Raw genomic sequence first — 13296 nt, 5'->3', positions numbered from 1 at the left:
GTCCCTGTTCCCACCCGGCATTTGGATGGTTCGGCGCAGACCCTAGTCCGGCGAGGGGGGGTGTCGCCTTAAAAAAAGTTCATGATTCCGATGCGGCCTCTCGCCACAGCGCCGGGATCAGGGTCAGATACGCCGACGCGAGGAGGGCGGATGCACGGTCAGGGCGGTGACTACAAGGATCTGGTGGTCTTTCTGGCGGCCGCCGGCGTCATCGTGCCCCTGGTCAATCGGCTGAAGGTCAGCCCCGTCCTGGGCTTCCTCGCTGCGGGCGTTTTGCTGGGGCCGGACGGCCTGGGTCGGTTCGCGCAAAGCCTGCCCTGGCTGTCGTGGCTGACCATCGGCGATCCGGGCCAACTGGCGCAGCTGTCGGAACTGGGCGTCGCCTTCCTGTTGTTCATGATCGGTCTGGAGCTGTCGTGGGAGCGGCTGCGCGCCATGCGTCGGCTCGTGTTCGGCCTGGGACTGATGCAGGTCGTCGTCTGCACCGCCGTGCTGGCGGGCGGCTTCATGTTGATGGGCCAGACCCTGGCCAGCGCCGTGGTGCTGGGCATGGGCCTCGCCCTGTCCTCGACGGCCGTGGTCATGCCCGTACTGGCCGAGCGCGGGCGGCTGAAGGGAACGGTCGGCCGCTCGACCTTCGCCATCCTGCTGGCCCAGGATCTGTCGGTGGCCCCGATCCTGATCACCGTCACCGTCCTGGCGGCCCTGGCCCAGCAGGGCGGCGCGCTGGATCCCGTCGTGCTGGGGCGCGCCCTGTTCACCCTGGTTCCGGCCGCCATCGGCCTGGGTCTGATGGTGCTGCTGGGGCGCGTGGTGCTGCGACCGATGTTCCGATCGGTGGCCAAGGCGCGCAAGGCCGACCAGGGCGGCGAATTGTTCGTCGCCGCCTCCCTGCTGGTGGTGGTCGGGGCCGGTCTCGCCGCCCAGGCCAGCGGCCTGTCGATGAGTATCGGCGCGCTTCTGGCCGGCGTGCTGCTGGCCGAGACCGAGTTCCGGCGCGAGGTCGAGGTTTCCATCGAACCGTTCAAGGGGCTTCTGCTGGGTGTCTTTTTCGTCGGCGTCGGCCTGGGTCTGGACCTGGACGCCATCGCGGCCGATCCGGTCGGCGTCTTCGGCCTGGCCCTGGCCCTTACGGTCCTGAAGACCGGCGTCATTTTCAGCCTGGCGCGTTTTTGGGGCCTGGGCGCCCGCCCGGCGCTGGAGACGGCGCTCGTTCTGGCGCCGGCGGGCGAGTTCGCCTTCGTGGTCTTCGCCACCGGCCTGGTCGAAGGCCTCGCGCCGCCGCAGCTGACCAACACCGTGGCCCTGTCGGCGACCGTCAGCATCTTTTCGATCCCCCTGCTCGCCCTGCTGGGCCAGAAGCTGGCGCGCAAGTCGGCAGCCGCAGGCCAGCCCGTCGCGCTTCCAAAGCTGGAGACGGCCGACGGCGCGGTCATCATCGTCGGCTTCGGGCGCGTCGGCCGTTTGATCGGGGAAATGCTGAAGGCGCACGGTCAGCCCTTCATCGCCCTGGACACCGATGCGGGCGCCGTCGCTGCGGGGCGTCGTGACGGATTCGATGTCTTCTATGGCGATGCGGGGCGGCGCGAGATGCTCCAGCACTGCGGCGTCCAGTCCACCCGCGCCCTGATCGTCACCATGGACGCGCCGACGAAAGTGGACGAAGTCGTCACGACGGCGCGGTCGATGCGCGACGACCTGATCCTGATCGCCCGTGCGCGTGACGATCAGCACGCCATTCGGCTGTATGGGCTGGGCGTCACCGACGCCGTGCCGGAGACGACCGAGGCCAGTCTGCAGCTCGCCGAAAACACCCTGGTCGATCTGGGCGTGCCCATGGGCCTGGTGCTCGCCTCAGTCCACGAACGTCGCGATCAGTTTCGCAAGGCCTTTCAGTCGGCCATCCCGATCGAGCGTCGCAATCGCCCCAGCCGGGCGCTGCGCCGCACGCTACGCCCGACGCGCGTCGACCCCGCGCCGGAGTAAGGGATGCCCCTTACAGACCGTCGCCGGACCCATTTTCGTCATGGTTCCGTGATGCAAGCGCGCCTCTCCATGACTGCATCTGCGGAGCAGAAGCGCCCTTTCGGTTCGATCCAAGGGCTCAGATATTCATTCGAGGTCGCTGCCGGGCTCGCCCCGACCAGAGACCGAAAGTAGAGTAAAAGCCTGATTATATGACAGATACCGTCGCCTCCCTCGCTGTCGAGCCCCGCTTGAACCGCCGCCAGGCCGCCAAGATCCGCACGCGGCAAAAGGTTCTGGACGCCGCCCGCTCGCTCTTCGCCGAGCGCGGCTATGAGCCCGCCACGATCCGCGACATCGCCAAGGGTGCGGGCATGTCCACCGGCGCCGTCTTCGCCAACTTCCAGGACAAGGCCGAGCTGTTCGAAGCGGTCCTGACCGAAGACATGACGCGTCTGGCCGAGGTGGTCGAAGCGGCGGCTCCCGAAGGCGAGCCCGTCCGCCAGCGCCTCGTCAGCGCGCTGAGCGCCGGGTATCACTCGTCGCTGGACCAATTGCCGCTGTTCCAGGCCATCGTGGCCCGCTCGTGGTTCCAGCCCCTGGCCGCCGAAATGCGCGCCCGCGCGGCGACCAAGAACCTGCTGCTCGCCATCAGCAACATCCTTCAGGATGCGGTGGCCAAGGGCGAGCTGTCCAAGGACGCCGACAGCCGTCTGCTGGTCGAGCTGATCTGGGACGCCTATCTTTCGAACTACCGCCGCGCCGCCTATGACGAATGGGACGCGCAGGCCCTGTCGGATCATATGGGCAAGCAGATCGACGTGATCCTGGCCGGCGCCATCGCCGCCAAATAGGCCAGAGCAAAGACGCTTTTCGAAAGGCCGGGTCCGCCAACGCGGGTCCGGCCTTCTTCGTGAGCGTCAGGCCCGGCGTTTCAGGGTGACGTAGAAGGCGCCGTTTCCGCCGTGCTTCTGGTGGGCGATGGTGAAGCCCGACACCACGCCGCGCAGTGCGGGCGAATGCATCCATTCGGCAAAGGCCGAGCGGATTACTCCGCCGCCCATCCGCCCCTGGCCGGTGATGACCAGCACCGCCCGCATTCCGCGCGCCTGGCAGGATGTCAGGAAGCCTCGAAGCTGATCCTCAGCCTCGAACCGGCCGAAGCCATGCAGGTCGATGCGCGCCTCGATGGGATCGCGTTCGCGCGACAGCCGCTGCTTGCGGCGCGGCTCCAGATCCTCGGGCGCGGGCTTGGGTTTGTTCGGGGAAGGTTGCTTTTCCGCCGGCGGCGCGACAGCGGTGCGTTTGGGAGACGCCTTGACCAGAGGGCGCGGTCGCTCGACCGGCGTCACCACGATCTCGGGCGGCGTTTCGGCGCCGGGCGTGACGCGGGCGGCCTTTCGCGTCCTCGGCGTCACGACTGATCCGGCCACACGGGTCCAGATGCGACGGTCTTCGGGCGTCAGTCCGTTCTCGTCACGGCTCGGGCCCTTTCGCCTCATGCCTCGCCGTCGTCCTCGATCGTGTCGCCGGGACCAGGCTCGTGCGCCAGCAAGTCGCCGGGCTGGCAGTCCAGCTCGCGGCACAGGGCGTCCAGAGTCGAGAACCGCACCGCGCGCGCCTTGCCCGTCTTCAGGATCGACAGGTTCGCCACCGTCACCCCGACCCGGTCGGCGAGTTCGGTCAACGACATGCGGCGTTCCACGAGGACGCGGTCGAGCTGGACGCGGATGGCCATGCGCAAATCCTACTTCGAAACGGCTCAGATCGTCAGTTCGGATTCGCGACGCAGGCGCGCGCCCTCGCGGAACACCTCCGCCAGCACGAAGACGATCAGCACGGAAAAGATGGGCGTCAGCAGTTCGCCGAAGCCCTGCGGATCCATGACGCCGGGCGCCAGCCGCTTGGCGACGAAGCCTTGAGCCACCCAGACGCCGCCGGTCACGACCGCCAGGGTCAGGCCGATCTGGCGCAGACGGCGCACGTTATCGGGCTGGAACGGGTCGCCCATGGTCAGGGTGCGGATGATGCGACGCAGGCTTCGCAGGATCAGCATGAACCCGCCGAAATAGGCGGTCGCGGCGCCCAAACCGAATAGCAGCAGGGTGCGCGTCAGCGGCAGTTGCTTGCCGCCGGAATCCCCGCTGACGGTGATGTTCACATTGTCCAAGGGAATGAAGATCGCGGCGATAACCAGCAGCAGCAGAATGCCGGTGATCAACCAAAGAAGGATATAGGCGACGTCCAGCACCACCTTCAGCACGCTGGATACCGAACCCGGGCCGAGCGCTTTGATCGGCGCGCCCAGCCAGCTCGGAACGCTTGCCTCGCCTCGCTTCAGCGGATTTGGCGGCAGGGGCAGGCGCATGGTCTTTTTGATCTCAAGCCGGGGAAGGCGGGGCGATGGCCACGCGGGGTCCGGCGAACCCGCGCGCGGCTCTATACATCGCGGTCTTCATGCAGGTCGTCAAAGCTCCAGTGATCGAAAAGAGAGGGATCAAAGGGCTTGGAACAGGGTGACGACCAGGGCGGTGGGCAGGGCGGCGATCAGAACGGTGCTGACAAAAGCAGCGCCGACCTTGTCGAGCCACATCGAGGTGTTCATCGTATGCATTGTGGTTCTCCGTCTTTCGTGTTTGGGCGATTATCGCCGTTTGGATTTGTTAGCCGCATGATCGTTTCCGGTTTTCCGGAAGTCCTGAACGCCGCGACCTCGTTCCTGACGATCAATAGATAGGCCGTGCGGGCGAAAAAGGCACGTTACATATCGTTTAACGATATTAAACTTTGGCAATAGACTGTTTCAGGAGCGTGATCGACGATGAATCTCAAGCTTATCAAAGGGATGCGGATCGTCGTGGCGACGCATAACGCCGGCAAGGTTCCCGAAATCTCGGCGCTGCTGGGCGGAAATTACGAACTCGTCACCGCCGGCCAGCTGAACCTGCCCGAACCCGACGAAACGGAGAGCACCTTCACCGGCAACGCCATGCTGAAGGCGCGTCACGCGGCTGAGCTGTCGGGAGAGGTTTCGCTGGCCGACGATTCCGGCCTGTCGGTCGCGGCGCTGGATGGCGCGCCGGGCATCTTCTCTGCGCGCTGGGCCGGGCCGGGCAAGGATTTCGCCGTCGCCATGAAGAAGGTCGAGGAGCGGCTGGAAGAGATCGGCGCGACGGACCGCACCGCCTGGTTCACCTCGGCCCTGGCGGTCGCCTGGCCGGACGGCCCCTGCGTCGTCGTCCAGGGCGAGGTTCACGGCCAGCTGACCTTCCCCCCACGCGGCGATCGCGGGTTCGGCTATGACCCGCTCTTCATTCCGAATGGGGGCGATCAGACCTTCGGCGAGATGGAGCCGGCGGCCAAGGACGCCATCAGCCACCGCACCGTCGCCTTCGCCAAGCTGAGAGCCGCCCTGATTGACTGATCCGCTTGATCCGGGATCGGACGTCGGCCTCTACGTCCACTGGCCCTATTGCGCGCGCATCTGCCCCTACTGCGACTTCAACGTCGTGCGCGATCGCGGGCGCACCGAGGAACAGGCCGGGCTGGTCGAGGCGATCCTGGCGGATCTGCACGCCCAGAGAGATCTGACAGGTCCGCGACGACTGGCCTCGGTCTTCTTCGGAGGCGGCACGCCGTCGCTGATGGCGCCCGACGCCGTCGCACGCATCGTGGCGGCGGCCCGCGACCTGTTCCCGCCCGCCGACGACATCGAGATCACGCTGGAGGCCAATCCCACGGACGCCGAGGCCGGCCGGTTCGCCGCCCTGGCCGACGCCGGAATCAACCGCCTGTCGATGGGCGTTCAGGCGCTGGACGACGCCGCCCTGCGTTTTCTGGGTCGCGACCATTCGGCGGCCGAGGCCCTGCGCGCGGTCGATCTGGCCCGCCGCGCCTTCGACCGTCTGTCCATCGACCTGATCTACGCCCGCCCGGACCAGACGCCGCAGGCCTGGGCCGCCGAACTGACGGCGGCGCTGGCGCTCGGGTTCGAACACGTCTCGCCCTACCAGCTGAACATAGAGCCGACGACCGCCTTTGGCCGGGCCTTCGCACGGGGAACCCTGACCCCGCCGGACGAGGACCGGGCCGCCTCCCTTTACGAAACCACCCAGGAAGTCCTCTCGGCCGCCGGCTTCGAAGCCTATGAGGTGTCCAACCACGCCCGCGGTCCCGCCGCCCGCTCGTCGCACAATCTGCATGTCTGGCGCGGCGGCGACTATCTGGGCCTTGGCCCCGGCGCCCACGGCCGGCTGACGCTGGACGGCGTCAGGACCGCCACCGTCGCCCACCGCCGCATCGCCGACTATGTGGCGGGCGTCTTAGGCCTCACGCCCTGGTCCGAGCGCGACGCCCAGACCCTGTCCGACGCCGCCGAAGAACGGCTGCTGCTGGCCCTGCGCACCACCGAAGGCGCGCCTGTCGCCCTGCTGTCGGCGCTCGGCCTGTCGGCTGAATGCGCGCCGGTCGCGGACCTGATCGCCGACGGGTTCCTGATGCTGAAGGCCGAGCGACTGATCGCCACCGAGCGCGGCCGCCCGGTGCTGGACGGCGTGCTGAAGGCGCTGCTGACCTAGGCCTTCTTCAGCCCCAGCATTCCCAGCCAGCCGCCGCTGGTCAGCAAAGCCACGTCCAGCAGGGCCAGCGGCAGCGGCGTCGAAACCGGCGCGGCGATGAAGCGCGAGCGCCAGTCCGGGCCGAACTTGGCCTTGTAGCTGCGCAGACCCTGGAAGCCGTAGAGCGCCCCGCCCTCTTCGAACACCAGGGCGCCGACACGGGCGAAGACCGGCGCGATGCGACGATCCTCCAGCCCGGCCAGCGGGGCCATGCCCAGGTCGAAGCTGGCCAGGCCTTCCGCCTTGGCCCATTGGGCGCAGCGGATGAACAGATAGTCCATCACCCCATGCGGCGCGTCCGGCCGATGGCGCATCAGATCCACCGCTGCCTCGTCCGGCGAGGTCAGCAGATTGGCGAAGGCGACGATGCGGCCGCCCTCCTTGACCACCGCCAGCGGCGTCAGGTCCAGATAGTCGACGTCGAAGCGCCCCAAGGAGAAGGATTTCTCCGAGCCCTCGTGCATGGCCAGCCAGGCGTCCGAAATCTCGCGCAGCTCGTCCGCGATCGCTGCGGCCGAACCGGGCGGAAGAACCTCGAACGAGGAGCCTTCACGCTCGGCGCGATTGATGGCTGTGCGAAGGTTCTGCTTGCCCTTGCCCTCGATGGAGAAGCGGTGGGCGTCAATCACGGCCGTCTCGCCGACCTTGCGCACCGCCAGCCCCATGGTCGCAAGATCGCCCAGCACCTCTTCGCTGACCGAATAGAAGACCGCCGCCCCACCATAACTGTCGGCCATCTCGGCGAAGGACCACAGCAACTCCAGCCGTTCGCTCTTGAGCCCGGCCGGTTCGCCCATGGCGATCCAGCGCCGGCCTCGCACGCGATAGGCCAGGAAGCTGGAACCCGACGGGCTGAACATCAGCGCCTTGTCGCCCAGCATGGCCAGCCAGGCCTCGGGCGTGGCCGTATCAGCCGTCTGCAACGCCTGGAGCGCGCGATCGATGTCGGCCTTGTTGGCCGGTCCGTGACTGTGGGCGCCCGGCGAGCTCAATAGCGAGCGGCCGGCCACCACCAGCGTCAGGATCGCCAGAACCAGCCCGGCCCGCAGGAAGCCGGACGCCTGGCGATCACTCAGGAAGCGCCACCACAGCTCGTCATTATAGGCGACGTCGCGATAGGCGAAGAAGCCCAGCCACAGCATGGCCGCCACCACCGCCGTCAGCAGCAACAGCCAGCTGGGCCGCAGCGGCTCGCTGAGACGCGAGCGCCGGTTGAAGGCCGTGCGGCACGGCGCCAGGAGCGCGGCGACGACCAGCAGATCCGTCGCCTGCTGCCAGTCCAGACCCTTCAGCACCGAGAACACCGCCCCGGCCGCTAGGACGAGCAGGGCGGCCCAATAGGCGCCGCGTCGACGCCGCCATAGACCCGCCGACAAGAGCAGAAGAAGGAAACCGGCGATGCTGCCGACGAAGTGCGACAGGTCGATCAGGATGGGAGACACGACGCCCGTCAGCTGACGCAGCCGACTGTCGAACTCGGGCGTCACCGCAGAGGCCAGCATCAGCGCGCCTGCGCCAAAGGCCACCACCGCAAAGATCTGGGGCGTCAGTTCGAAGGCCAGACCCGCCAGTCGGCGGATCAGACCGGATGTGTGCCGGGGGCGGCTGGACAAACGTGGCCTCTCGAATCGCGGATCGCCCGAACATAGACCAAGAATCGTCCAACCGGGGCGCTGCCAAGGTCATTTCGGGGCATACGAAACAATCCGTAACAGAGCGAGTATATAGGGGTGCGGGCGTCGGGCCCGTGCAACTGGGGATGACCCATGAATATCAAGACCGCTCTTCTGGCTGGCGCTGCAGCCGCCTTCATGACCGTCGCGCCGGCTCTGGCGCAAGAAACCACGCCCGCTCCCGCCGCCGCCCCTGCCGCCGCCGCGTCCTCGCAGCAATCGCTGTCGCTGAACCCCGGATCGAGCGTTTCCGGTCCTGATGGCGAGCTGGGCAAGCTGGAAGGCGTTCAGAACAATGCTGAAGGCAAGCAGGAGCTTACCGTCCGCGGCGCCGACGGCCAACTTCGCGCCGTGCCGCTGAGCGGCATCCGTCAGGAAGGAACCGGCGTCGTGGTGGCCTACACGAAGGCCGAGTTTGACGCCGCCGCTCCTATCGCCGGCGCCCCGGCAGCCCCCGCCGCTGATCCGGCCGCCGCTCCCGCGCCGACCGCGGAACCTGCGGCCGAACCGACCGATCCGGCGACCACAGAACCTGCGACCCCGGCTCCGGACAGCGCCTCGCCGGCTCCGACCGAGCCGCAGTAAGTCAGTCTTCCAAGGCTGAATGATCAAGGGCGGTCGGGTTTCCCGGCCGCCCTTTCGACTGCCCGCAAGCCAGCGGAGGCAGTGGCGCAGCAAAAAGGGCGGCTCGTGAGCCGCCCTTTTCCTTATCGACCAACTGTCGGATCAAGCGCGACGCTTGACCAGTCCCAGAAGGAACAGCAGCAGGCAGGCGCCCAGGAACGCCACGATCAGGGTGACGAAGTTGAAGCCGCCGACCGGCGTGCCGAAGACGTTGTTCGAGATGAAGCCGCCGAGCAGAGCGCCGATGACGCCGACGATCAGGTTCGTCAGCAGGCCGTGATTGCGACCCATGACCTTTTCAGCCAGCCAGCCGGCGACGATGCCGATGACGAGCCAACCAATGATTCCGAGACCCATGCTGTGGTTCCTTCCTTTAAAAGCCAAGCTGTTGCAGTAAATGCGGCTCGGGCCATACGGTTGCGTCCTTCGTTCGCCCTCGCCGCAATAAGGCCGAATTCGCCTCTGGCGCGATCCGGCATGGGGATTGCCGTGATCGACGCGTGTCGTCCCGCATCGGGACAGACGTCGAGACGAGGATCACCGTCATGGCCGACGACATCGACCTTCATCTGGGCCGCCGCCTGCGCCGCCGTCGCCGCCTGCTGGGCCTGACCCAGCAGCAGTTGGCCGTTCAGGTCGGCATCCGCTTTCAGCAGATTCAGAAGTACGAATGCGGCGCCAACCGCATCTCCGCCGCGCGCCTGTGGCAGTTGGCCGAGGCGCTCGAAACCCCCGTCGCCTATTTCTACGATGGCCTGGCCGAGGCGATGGAGGGCGACGCGCCCGCGCCCAAGGGCGGCGAAGTCTTTTCTCGCAAAGAAACGCTGGACCTGATCCAGGCCTACTATCAGCTGGACGAACGGCCCCGCCGGCGTTTGCTGGATCTGGCCAAGTCCCTGCACGCGGGCGACGCGGCCGCCGCCTGATCTGCGCGTCTGCCTGATCTGCACGTCTCCCTGATCTACACGTCTCAAGGGGCGCCCATGCCGGCGAAAGCGCGGTAAGGGAGCCCCATGACCGAATACGAAGCCTTCGCCATCGAACTGGCGCGCGAAGCCGCGCGTGTGACCCTGCCCTTCTTCCGCTCGGACATCGGGCATGAGGACAAGGGCGGCGCGGCTGGCTTCGATCCCGTCACAGAAGCCGACAAGCAGGCTGAGGCCGCCATCCGCCGCCTGATTGCCGCCCGCTATCCCGACCACGGCGTCATCGGCGAGGAGTATGGCGAGGATCGGCCGGACGTCGAGCACGTCTGGGTGTTGGATCCCATCGATGGCACGCGCGCCTTCATCTCGGGCCTGCCGCTGTGGACCACGCTGATCGCCCTGCGCACGGACGGAAAGCCGACCGTCGGCGTGATCGCCCAGCCCTATCTGGACGAAATCTTTATCGGCGGCCCGTCCGGCGCGCGCCTGTTGCGCGGCGATGTCGAGACGCCGCTGGCCGTGCGGTCCTGCGAGAAGTTGACCGACGCCGTCATCTCGACCACGGACCCCGACATCTTCAACGGCTCCGAACTGGGCGCCTGGACCCAGATCCGCGCCACCGCCCGCCTGGCGCGTCTGGGCTGCGACGCCTACGCCTACGCCATGGTGGCGGCGGGCAAGATGGATTTGGTCGCCGAGACCAGCCTGAAGCCTTGGGACTGGTCCGCCCTTGTGCCTGTCATCGAGGCGGCGGGCGGCAAGGTCGTCAACTGGCGCGGCGCAGCGCCGGACGACAGGGGCCAGGTCCTCGCCGTCGGTGACGCGCGCCTGATCGATCAGGCCCTGGTGACGCTGAAACGCGCAGCCGCCTGAACCTCTCACCTGGCGCATATTGACGCAGGTCGAGAGACGGCGTCAGGGTGCGGACGGTTGAGGGGACGGATTTCGATGGCTGGGCTGTCCAAACTGGTTGTCGGCGTCGACGTGCCCTGGGTCACGAGTTGGAGCGGCGAAGAGATTACGGGCGCCGCACCGTGCCGAACCGTCGGCGGTCGTCTCGCCCTGATGCAGGCCAGCGCGCCCGGCGCCGGCAAACCGCAATATTCGAAGAATCATCTGGTCCGACAGCGCCTCACGGTCGCGCGCATGCTGTGCCCGATGTGCGGCGAGCCAACTGAGGAGGGCGATCGCTGGACCCAGATCGCCGCGCGACGATGCGCCGGTCAGCTCAGAGCGCGCGGCGGTCAGGTTCGCGCCGACATCGCCGACGACCGGGTGATGATCGACGCCGGCTCGATCGCGCCCCTGCACCGCCGCTGCGTGGATCGCTCGATGAAATACTGCCCGCACCTGCGCGCCAGCGACGACGTGATGGTGATGCGCTTCCCGCGCGAGTGGATCGTTCTGCCCCTGCTGGTCAAGGCCGAGACCGGCCCCGGCGTCGCCGTCGCCTTCCTGCAGCTATGCGGCGTCACCCAGACGATCGACCGACGCTGGCGCACCGAAACCGCCGCCTAAACGATCAAACCGCCGCCACGTCTGCAGTCCTCGCCGAAGGATCGGCGGCCGCGTCGGTCGTAGGCGCGACCAAATCGGCCATGGCGTCGAACTCGTTCAGGAAGACGGCGCGCAGGTCGTCGGCCTCCATGATGACCTCGTGCTTGGCGCCGGCGACCTCGACGTAGCGGCCGCGCGGGATGCGTTTGGCGGCCCATTGGTTGGTCTGCTTCCAAACCACGTCGTCGGCGCTGGCCTGGACGATCACGACCGGCGCCTTGACCGCCTTCAGAGCCTTGGGCTTCAGCGCGCGCTCGCCGGCGTCCAGCGCAAAGGCCAGCCAACCATAGGTGGGACCGCCGATGGCCAGGTGCGGGCAGGCATAGAGCTGCTGACGCCACATCTCATAGCGGGTTTCGTCCGAGGTCAGGGCGTCTTCGGCGAAGTTGTGATCGAACGGATCGTCGGGGTCGCCCAGGATATAGTCGCCGGCCTGGCCGTGGCGGATGTTCCAGCGCACCACCAGCTTGACCGACCACATCGACCGTTTTCCGGTCTTGATGCGCAGCATGGGGCTGGACAGAACCGCGCCGGCGAACCGGTCCTCGCCGCTTTCCAGCGACAAAAGATTCAGACAGGCGCCCATCGAGTGGCCGACCATGATCCACGGCTTGGGGCAATGGTCCTCATAGGCGTTCAGCAGGCGGTTGTAGTCGTCCAGAAACTCCTCGACCGCACGGGCGTGACCCTTCAGCCGGTCGGGCAACAGCCGCGCCGACAGCCCCTGGCCGCGCCAGTCGTGGGTCAGCACGCACCAACCGCGCGCCAGGAAATTGCCGATCACCTCATAGTATTTCTCGATCGGCTCGGTGCGGCCGGGGCTGAGCACCACGGTGCCGCGCACCTTGTCCGCAGCGAGATGCGACGGCTTCCACAGCCCGGCGCGCAGCCGCATTCCGCCTGCGCCGCGAAACCAGTCGCCCTTTCCGCCGGGCGGCGGATAGGCGCCGGGAACCCCCATCAGCGGGGCGTTGGCGGCGAAGGCTTGGGCGCGGTTCACTCGGGCTTCCTGAACTTCAAGGTCATGCGATCGCTCTCGCCGATCGCGTCATATTTGGAGCGGTCGAAGGCGGGGTCCGCCGGTTCGCCGCGCGGCGCCGTCAAGCGCGTGGGCGCCAGGGTATCGACGCCGAACGGGTGGTCCTTGGTGTCTTCCGGATTGGCGTTGATCTCGGACGCCTCGACGAAGACGAAGCCCGCTTCGGCCGCCAACTGGCGCACGAAGGCTTCCTGGACATAGCCATTGGCCGCGACCGGATCCTGGTCCTCCGCCGGGGACAGTCGATGTTGCTCGACGCCCAGGATGCCGCCCGGGCGAAGGGCGGCGAAGGCGTCGGCGAAGGCCTTTTCCGCAATGCCAGCCGCCATCCAGCCATGCAGGGTCCGCATGAACAGGCACATCTCGGCCGTACCCGCCGCGATCACCGGACCGGACCCCGCGCCGAAGACCGAAAACTGCGGTTCTCCATAGAGCTTCTTGTCGCTGGAGAACCGGGTGCGGAAGGCGGTGTTCAGCACGGCCTGCGCCGGATCGGCGGTCGGCCCCTCGGGGAACAGGGCGGCGACATAGGTTCCCGCCCCCTTGGCCAGATAGGGCGCCAGGATTTCGGTGTACCAGCCGCTGCCGGGCCAGAACTCCACCACCGTCATCTTGGGTTGAAGTCCGAAGAACCGCAGCGTCTCCATCGGGTGACGGAAGGCGTCGCGCGCCTTGTCCTGGGCCGAGCGCCACGATCCCTCAACTACCCATTCCAGCGAGCCTTCCGGCGGCCCGGCGGGTGTGGGCGGCGCGGCGGGCGCCTTTGCGGCCTCGTCCTTACGCCCGCAAGCCGCCACGCCGGTCAGCCCCAGCGCCGCAGCGCCGCTCAGCAGAAACCGACGCGACAATCCGCTCGCGCTCGCCAGACGATCAGCCATTCAAAACCTCCGCAGGAC

15 protein-coding genes are annotated in these 13296 nt (G+C 67.4%); 8 read left to right on the top strand and 7 right to left on the bottom strand.

The window, feature by feature from the left end; genetic code table 11:
* The first annotated feature begins 150 nt into the window (after window positions 1-150).
* Both PFY01_RS03395 and PFY01_RS03390 read left to right on the top strand, forming a co-directional pair.
* Window positions 151-1986: a cation:proton antiporter gene (locus PFY01_RS03395; protein ID WP_271042431.1), complete on the top strand. Its 1836-nt coding sequence runs from the start codon at window positions 151-153 to the stop codon at window positions 1984-1986.
* A 191-nt stretch (window positions 1987-2177) separates the two neighbouring features.
* Window positions 2178-2819: a TetR/AcrR family transcriptional regulator gene (locus tag PFY01_RS03390; protein ID WP_039243898.1), complete on the top strand. Its 642-nt coding sequence runs from the start codon at window positions 2178-2180 to the stop codon at window positions 2817-2819.
* 66 nt (window positions 2820-2885) lie between these two features.
* Here the strand turns inward: PFY01_RS03390 and PFY01_RS03385 are convergent, their stop codons facing one another.
* From PFY01_RS03385 to PFY01_RS03375, 3 genes are read right to left on the bottom strand one after another with little or no spacing between them, the layout of a single operon-like run.
* The gene (locus tag PFY01_RS03385; protein WP_271042430.1) at window positions 2886-3467 is read right to left on the bottom strand and encodes a Smr/MutS family protein; all 582 of its coding nucleotides are present in this window, start codon (window positions 3465-3467) and stop codon (window positions 2886-2888) included.
* On the bottom strand, window positions 3464-3703 hold the full coding sequence (locus PFY01_RS03380) for a helix-turn-helix domain-containing protein (protein WP_017504942.1): 240 nt from the start codon (window positions 3701-3703) through the stop codon (window positions 3464-3466). Before PFY01_RS03380 ends, PFY01_RS03385 begins: the two co-directional genes overlap by 4 nt.
* A 24-nt stretch (window positions 3704-3727) precedes the next feature.
* Entirely contained in the window at window positions 3728-4333 is a 606-nt protein-coding gene (locus PFY01_RS03375; protein ID WP_271042429.1) for a DUF2975 domain-containing protein, read from the bottom strand.
* 453 nt (window positions 4334-4786) lie between these two features.
* Between PFY01_RS03375 and rdgB the strand changes: the two genes are divergently transcribed.
* Complete coding sequence (rdgB, locus tag PFY01_RS03370) at window positions 4787-5389, top strand: RdgB/HAM1 family non-canonical purine NTP pyrophosphatase (RefSeq protein WP_271042428.1); 603 nt, start codon at window positions 4787-4789, stop codon at window positions 5387-5389.
* Entirely contained in the window at window positions 5382-6542 is a 1161-nt protein-coding gene (hemW, locus tag PFY01_RS03365; RefSeq protein WP_271042427.1) for a radical SAM family heme chaperone HemW, read from the top strand. The genes rdgB and hemW overlap by 8 nt, the downstream gene beginning before the upstream one ends.
* Here hemW and PFY01_RS03360 read toward each other — a convergent pair.
* Window positions 6539-8194, bottom strand: coding sequence for a GNAT family N-acetyltransferase (locus PFY01_RS03360; protein WP_271042426.1), 1656 nt, complete (start codon window positions 8192-8194; stop codon window positions 6539-6541). The two genes, hemW and PFY01_RS03360, sit on opposite strands and share 4 nt — an antisense overlap.
* Before the next feature lie 153 nt (window positions 8195-8347).
* On the opposite strand from PFY01_RS03360, the gene PFY01_RS03355 reads away from it, so the two are divergent.
* The gene (locus PFY01_RS03355) at window positions 8348-8839 is read left to right on the top strand and encodes a hypothetical protein (RefSeq protein ID WP_271042425.1); all 492 of its coding nucleotides are present in this window, start codon (window positions 8348-8350) and stop codon (window positions 8837-8839) included.
* 141 nt (window positions 8840-8980) lie between these two features.
* On the opposite strand, the gene PFY01_RS03350 is transcribed toward PFY01_RS03355, so the two are convergent.
* On the bottom strand, window positions 8981-9235 hold the full coding sequence (locus PFY01_RS03350) for a GlsB/YeaQ/YmgE family stress response membrane protein (RefSeq protein ID WP_039243891.1): 255 nt from the start codon (window positions 9233-9235) through the stop codon (window positions 8981-8983).
* 188 nt (window positions 9236-9423) lie between these two features.
* Between PFY01_RS03350 and PFY01_RS03345 the strand changes: the two genes are divergently transcribed.
* The 3 genes from PFY01_RS03345 to PFY01_RS03335 all read left to right on the top strand — a co-directional run bounded on the left by PFY01_RS03345 (window position 9424) and on the right by PFY01_RS03335 (window position 11322).
* Window positions 9424-9804: a helix-turn-helix domain-containing protein gene (locus PFY01_RS03345; protein ID WP_420197042.1), complete on the top strand. Its 381-nt coding sequence runs from the start codon at window positions 9424-9426 to the stop codon at window positions 9802-9804.
* 87 nt (window positions 9805-9891) lie between these two features.
* On the top strand, window positions 9892-10677 hold the full coding sequence (gene hisN / locus PFY01_RS03340; protein ID WP_271042424.1) for a histidinol-phosphatase: 786 nt from the start codon (window positions 9892-9894) through the stop codon (window positions 10675-10677).
* Window positions 10678-10752: 75 nt separating this feature from the next.
* The gene (locus tag PFY01_RS03335; protein WP_271042423.1) at window positions 10753-11322 is read left to right on the top strand and encodes a hypothetical protein; all 570 of its coding nucleotides are present in this window, start codon (window positions 10753-10755) and stop codon (window positions 11320-11322) included.
* A 4-nt stretch (window positions 11323-11326) separates the two neighbouring features.
* Here the strand turns inward: PFY01_RS03335 and PFY01_RS03330 are convergent, their stop codons facing one another.
* Together PFY01_RS03330 and PFY01_RS03325 are read right to left on the bottom strand one after the other, a co-directional pair.
* Window positions 11327-12361, bottom strand: coding sequence for an alpha/beta fold hydrolase (locus PFY01_RS03330; RefSeq protein ID WP_271042422.1), 1035 nt, complete (start codon window positions 12359-12361; stop codon window positions 11327-11329).
* Window positions 12358-13278: a class I SAM-dependent methyltransferase gene (locus PFY01_RS03325; RefSeq protein WP_271042421.1), complete on the bottom strand. Its 921-nt coding sequence runs from the start codon at window positions 13276-13278 to the stop codon at window positions 12358-12360. Before PFY01_RS03325 ends, PFY01_RS03330 begins: the two co-directional genes overlap by 4 nt.
* Between the last annotated feature and the right edge of the window lie 18 nt (window positions 13279-13296).

The sequence above is a fragment of the Brevundimonas vesicularis genome, from assembly GCF_027886425.1.
Lineage (GTDB): Bacteria > Pseudomonadota > Alphaproteobacteria > Caulobacterales > Caulobacteraceae > Brevundimonas > Brevundimonas vesicularis_C.
This window is presented reverse-complemented; position numbering and strand designations above follow the sequence as displayed.

Coding starts and splice junctions, on each gene's coding strand:
- PFY01_RS03375 (WP_271042429.1), bottom strand. CDS start 4,333: ATGCGCCTGCCCCTGCCGCCAAATCCGCTGAAGCGAGGCGAGGCAAGC.
- PFY01_RS03380 (WP_017504942.1), bottom strand. CDS start 3,703: ATGGCCATCCGCGTCCAGCTCGACCGCGTCCTCGTGGAACGCCGCATG.
- PFY01_RS03345 (WP_420197042.1), top strand. CDS start 9,424: ATGGCCGACGACATCGACCTTCATCTGGGCCGCCGCCTGCGCCGCCGT.
- rdgB (WP_271042428.1), top strand. CDS start 4,787: ATGAATCTCAAGCTTATCAAAGGGATGCGGATCGTCGTGGCGACGCAT.
- PFY01_RS03355 (WP_271042425.1), top strand. CDS start 8,348: ATGAATATCAAGACCGCTCTTCTGGCTGGCGCTGCAGCCGCCTTCATG.
- PFY01_RS03390 (WP_039243898.1), top strand. CDS start 2,178: ATGACAGATACCGTCGCCTCCCTCGCTGTCGAGCCCCGCTTGAACCGC.
- PFY01_RS03325 (WP_271042421.1), bottom strand. CDS start 13,278: ATGGCTGATCGTCTGGCGAGCGCGAGCGGATTGTCGCGTCGGTTTCTG.
- hisN (WP_271042424.1), top strand. CDS start 9,892: ATGACCGAATACGAAGCCTTCGCCATCGAACTGGCGCGCGAAGCCGCG.
- PFY01_RS03350 (WP_039243891.1), bottom strand. CDS start 9,235: ATGGGTCTCGGAATCATTGGTTGGCTCGTCATCGGCATCGTCGCCGGC.
- PFY01_RS03395 (WP_271042431.1), top strand. CDS start 151: ATGCACGGTCAGGGCGGTGACTACAAGGATCTGGTGGTCTTTCTGGCG.
- PFY01_RS03385 (WP_271042430.1), bottom strand. CDS start 3,467: ATGAGGCGAAAGGGCCCGAGCCGTGACGAGAACGGACTGACGCCCGAA.
- PFY01_RS03335 (WP_271042423.1), top strand. CDS start 10,753: ATGGCTGGGCTGTCCAAACTGGTTGTCGGCGTCGACGTGCCCTGGGTC.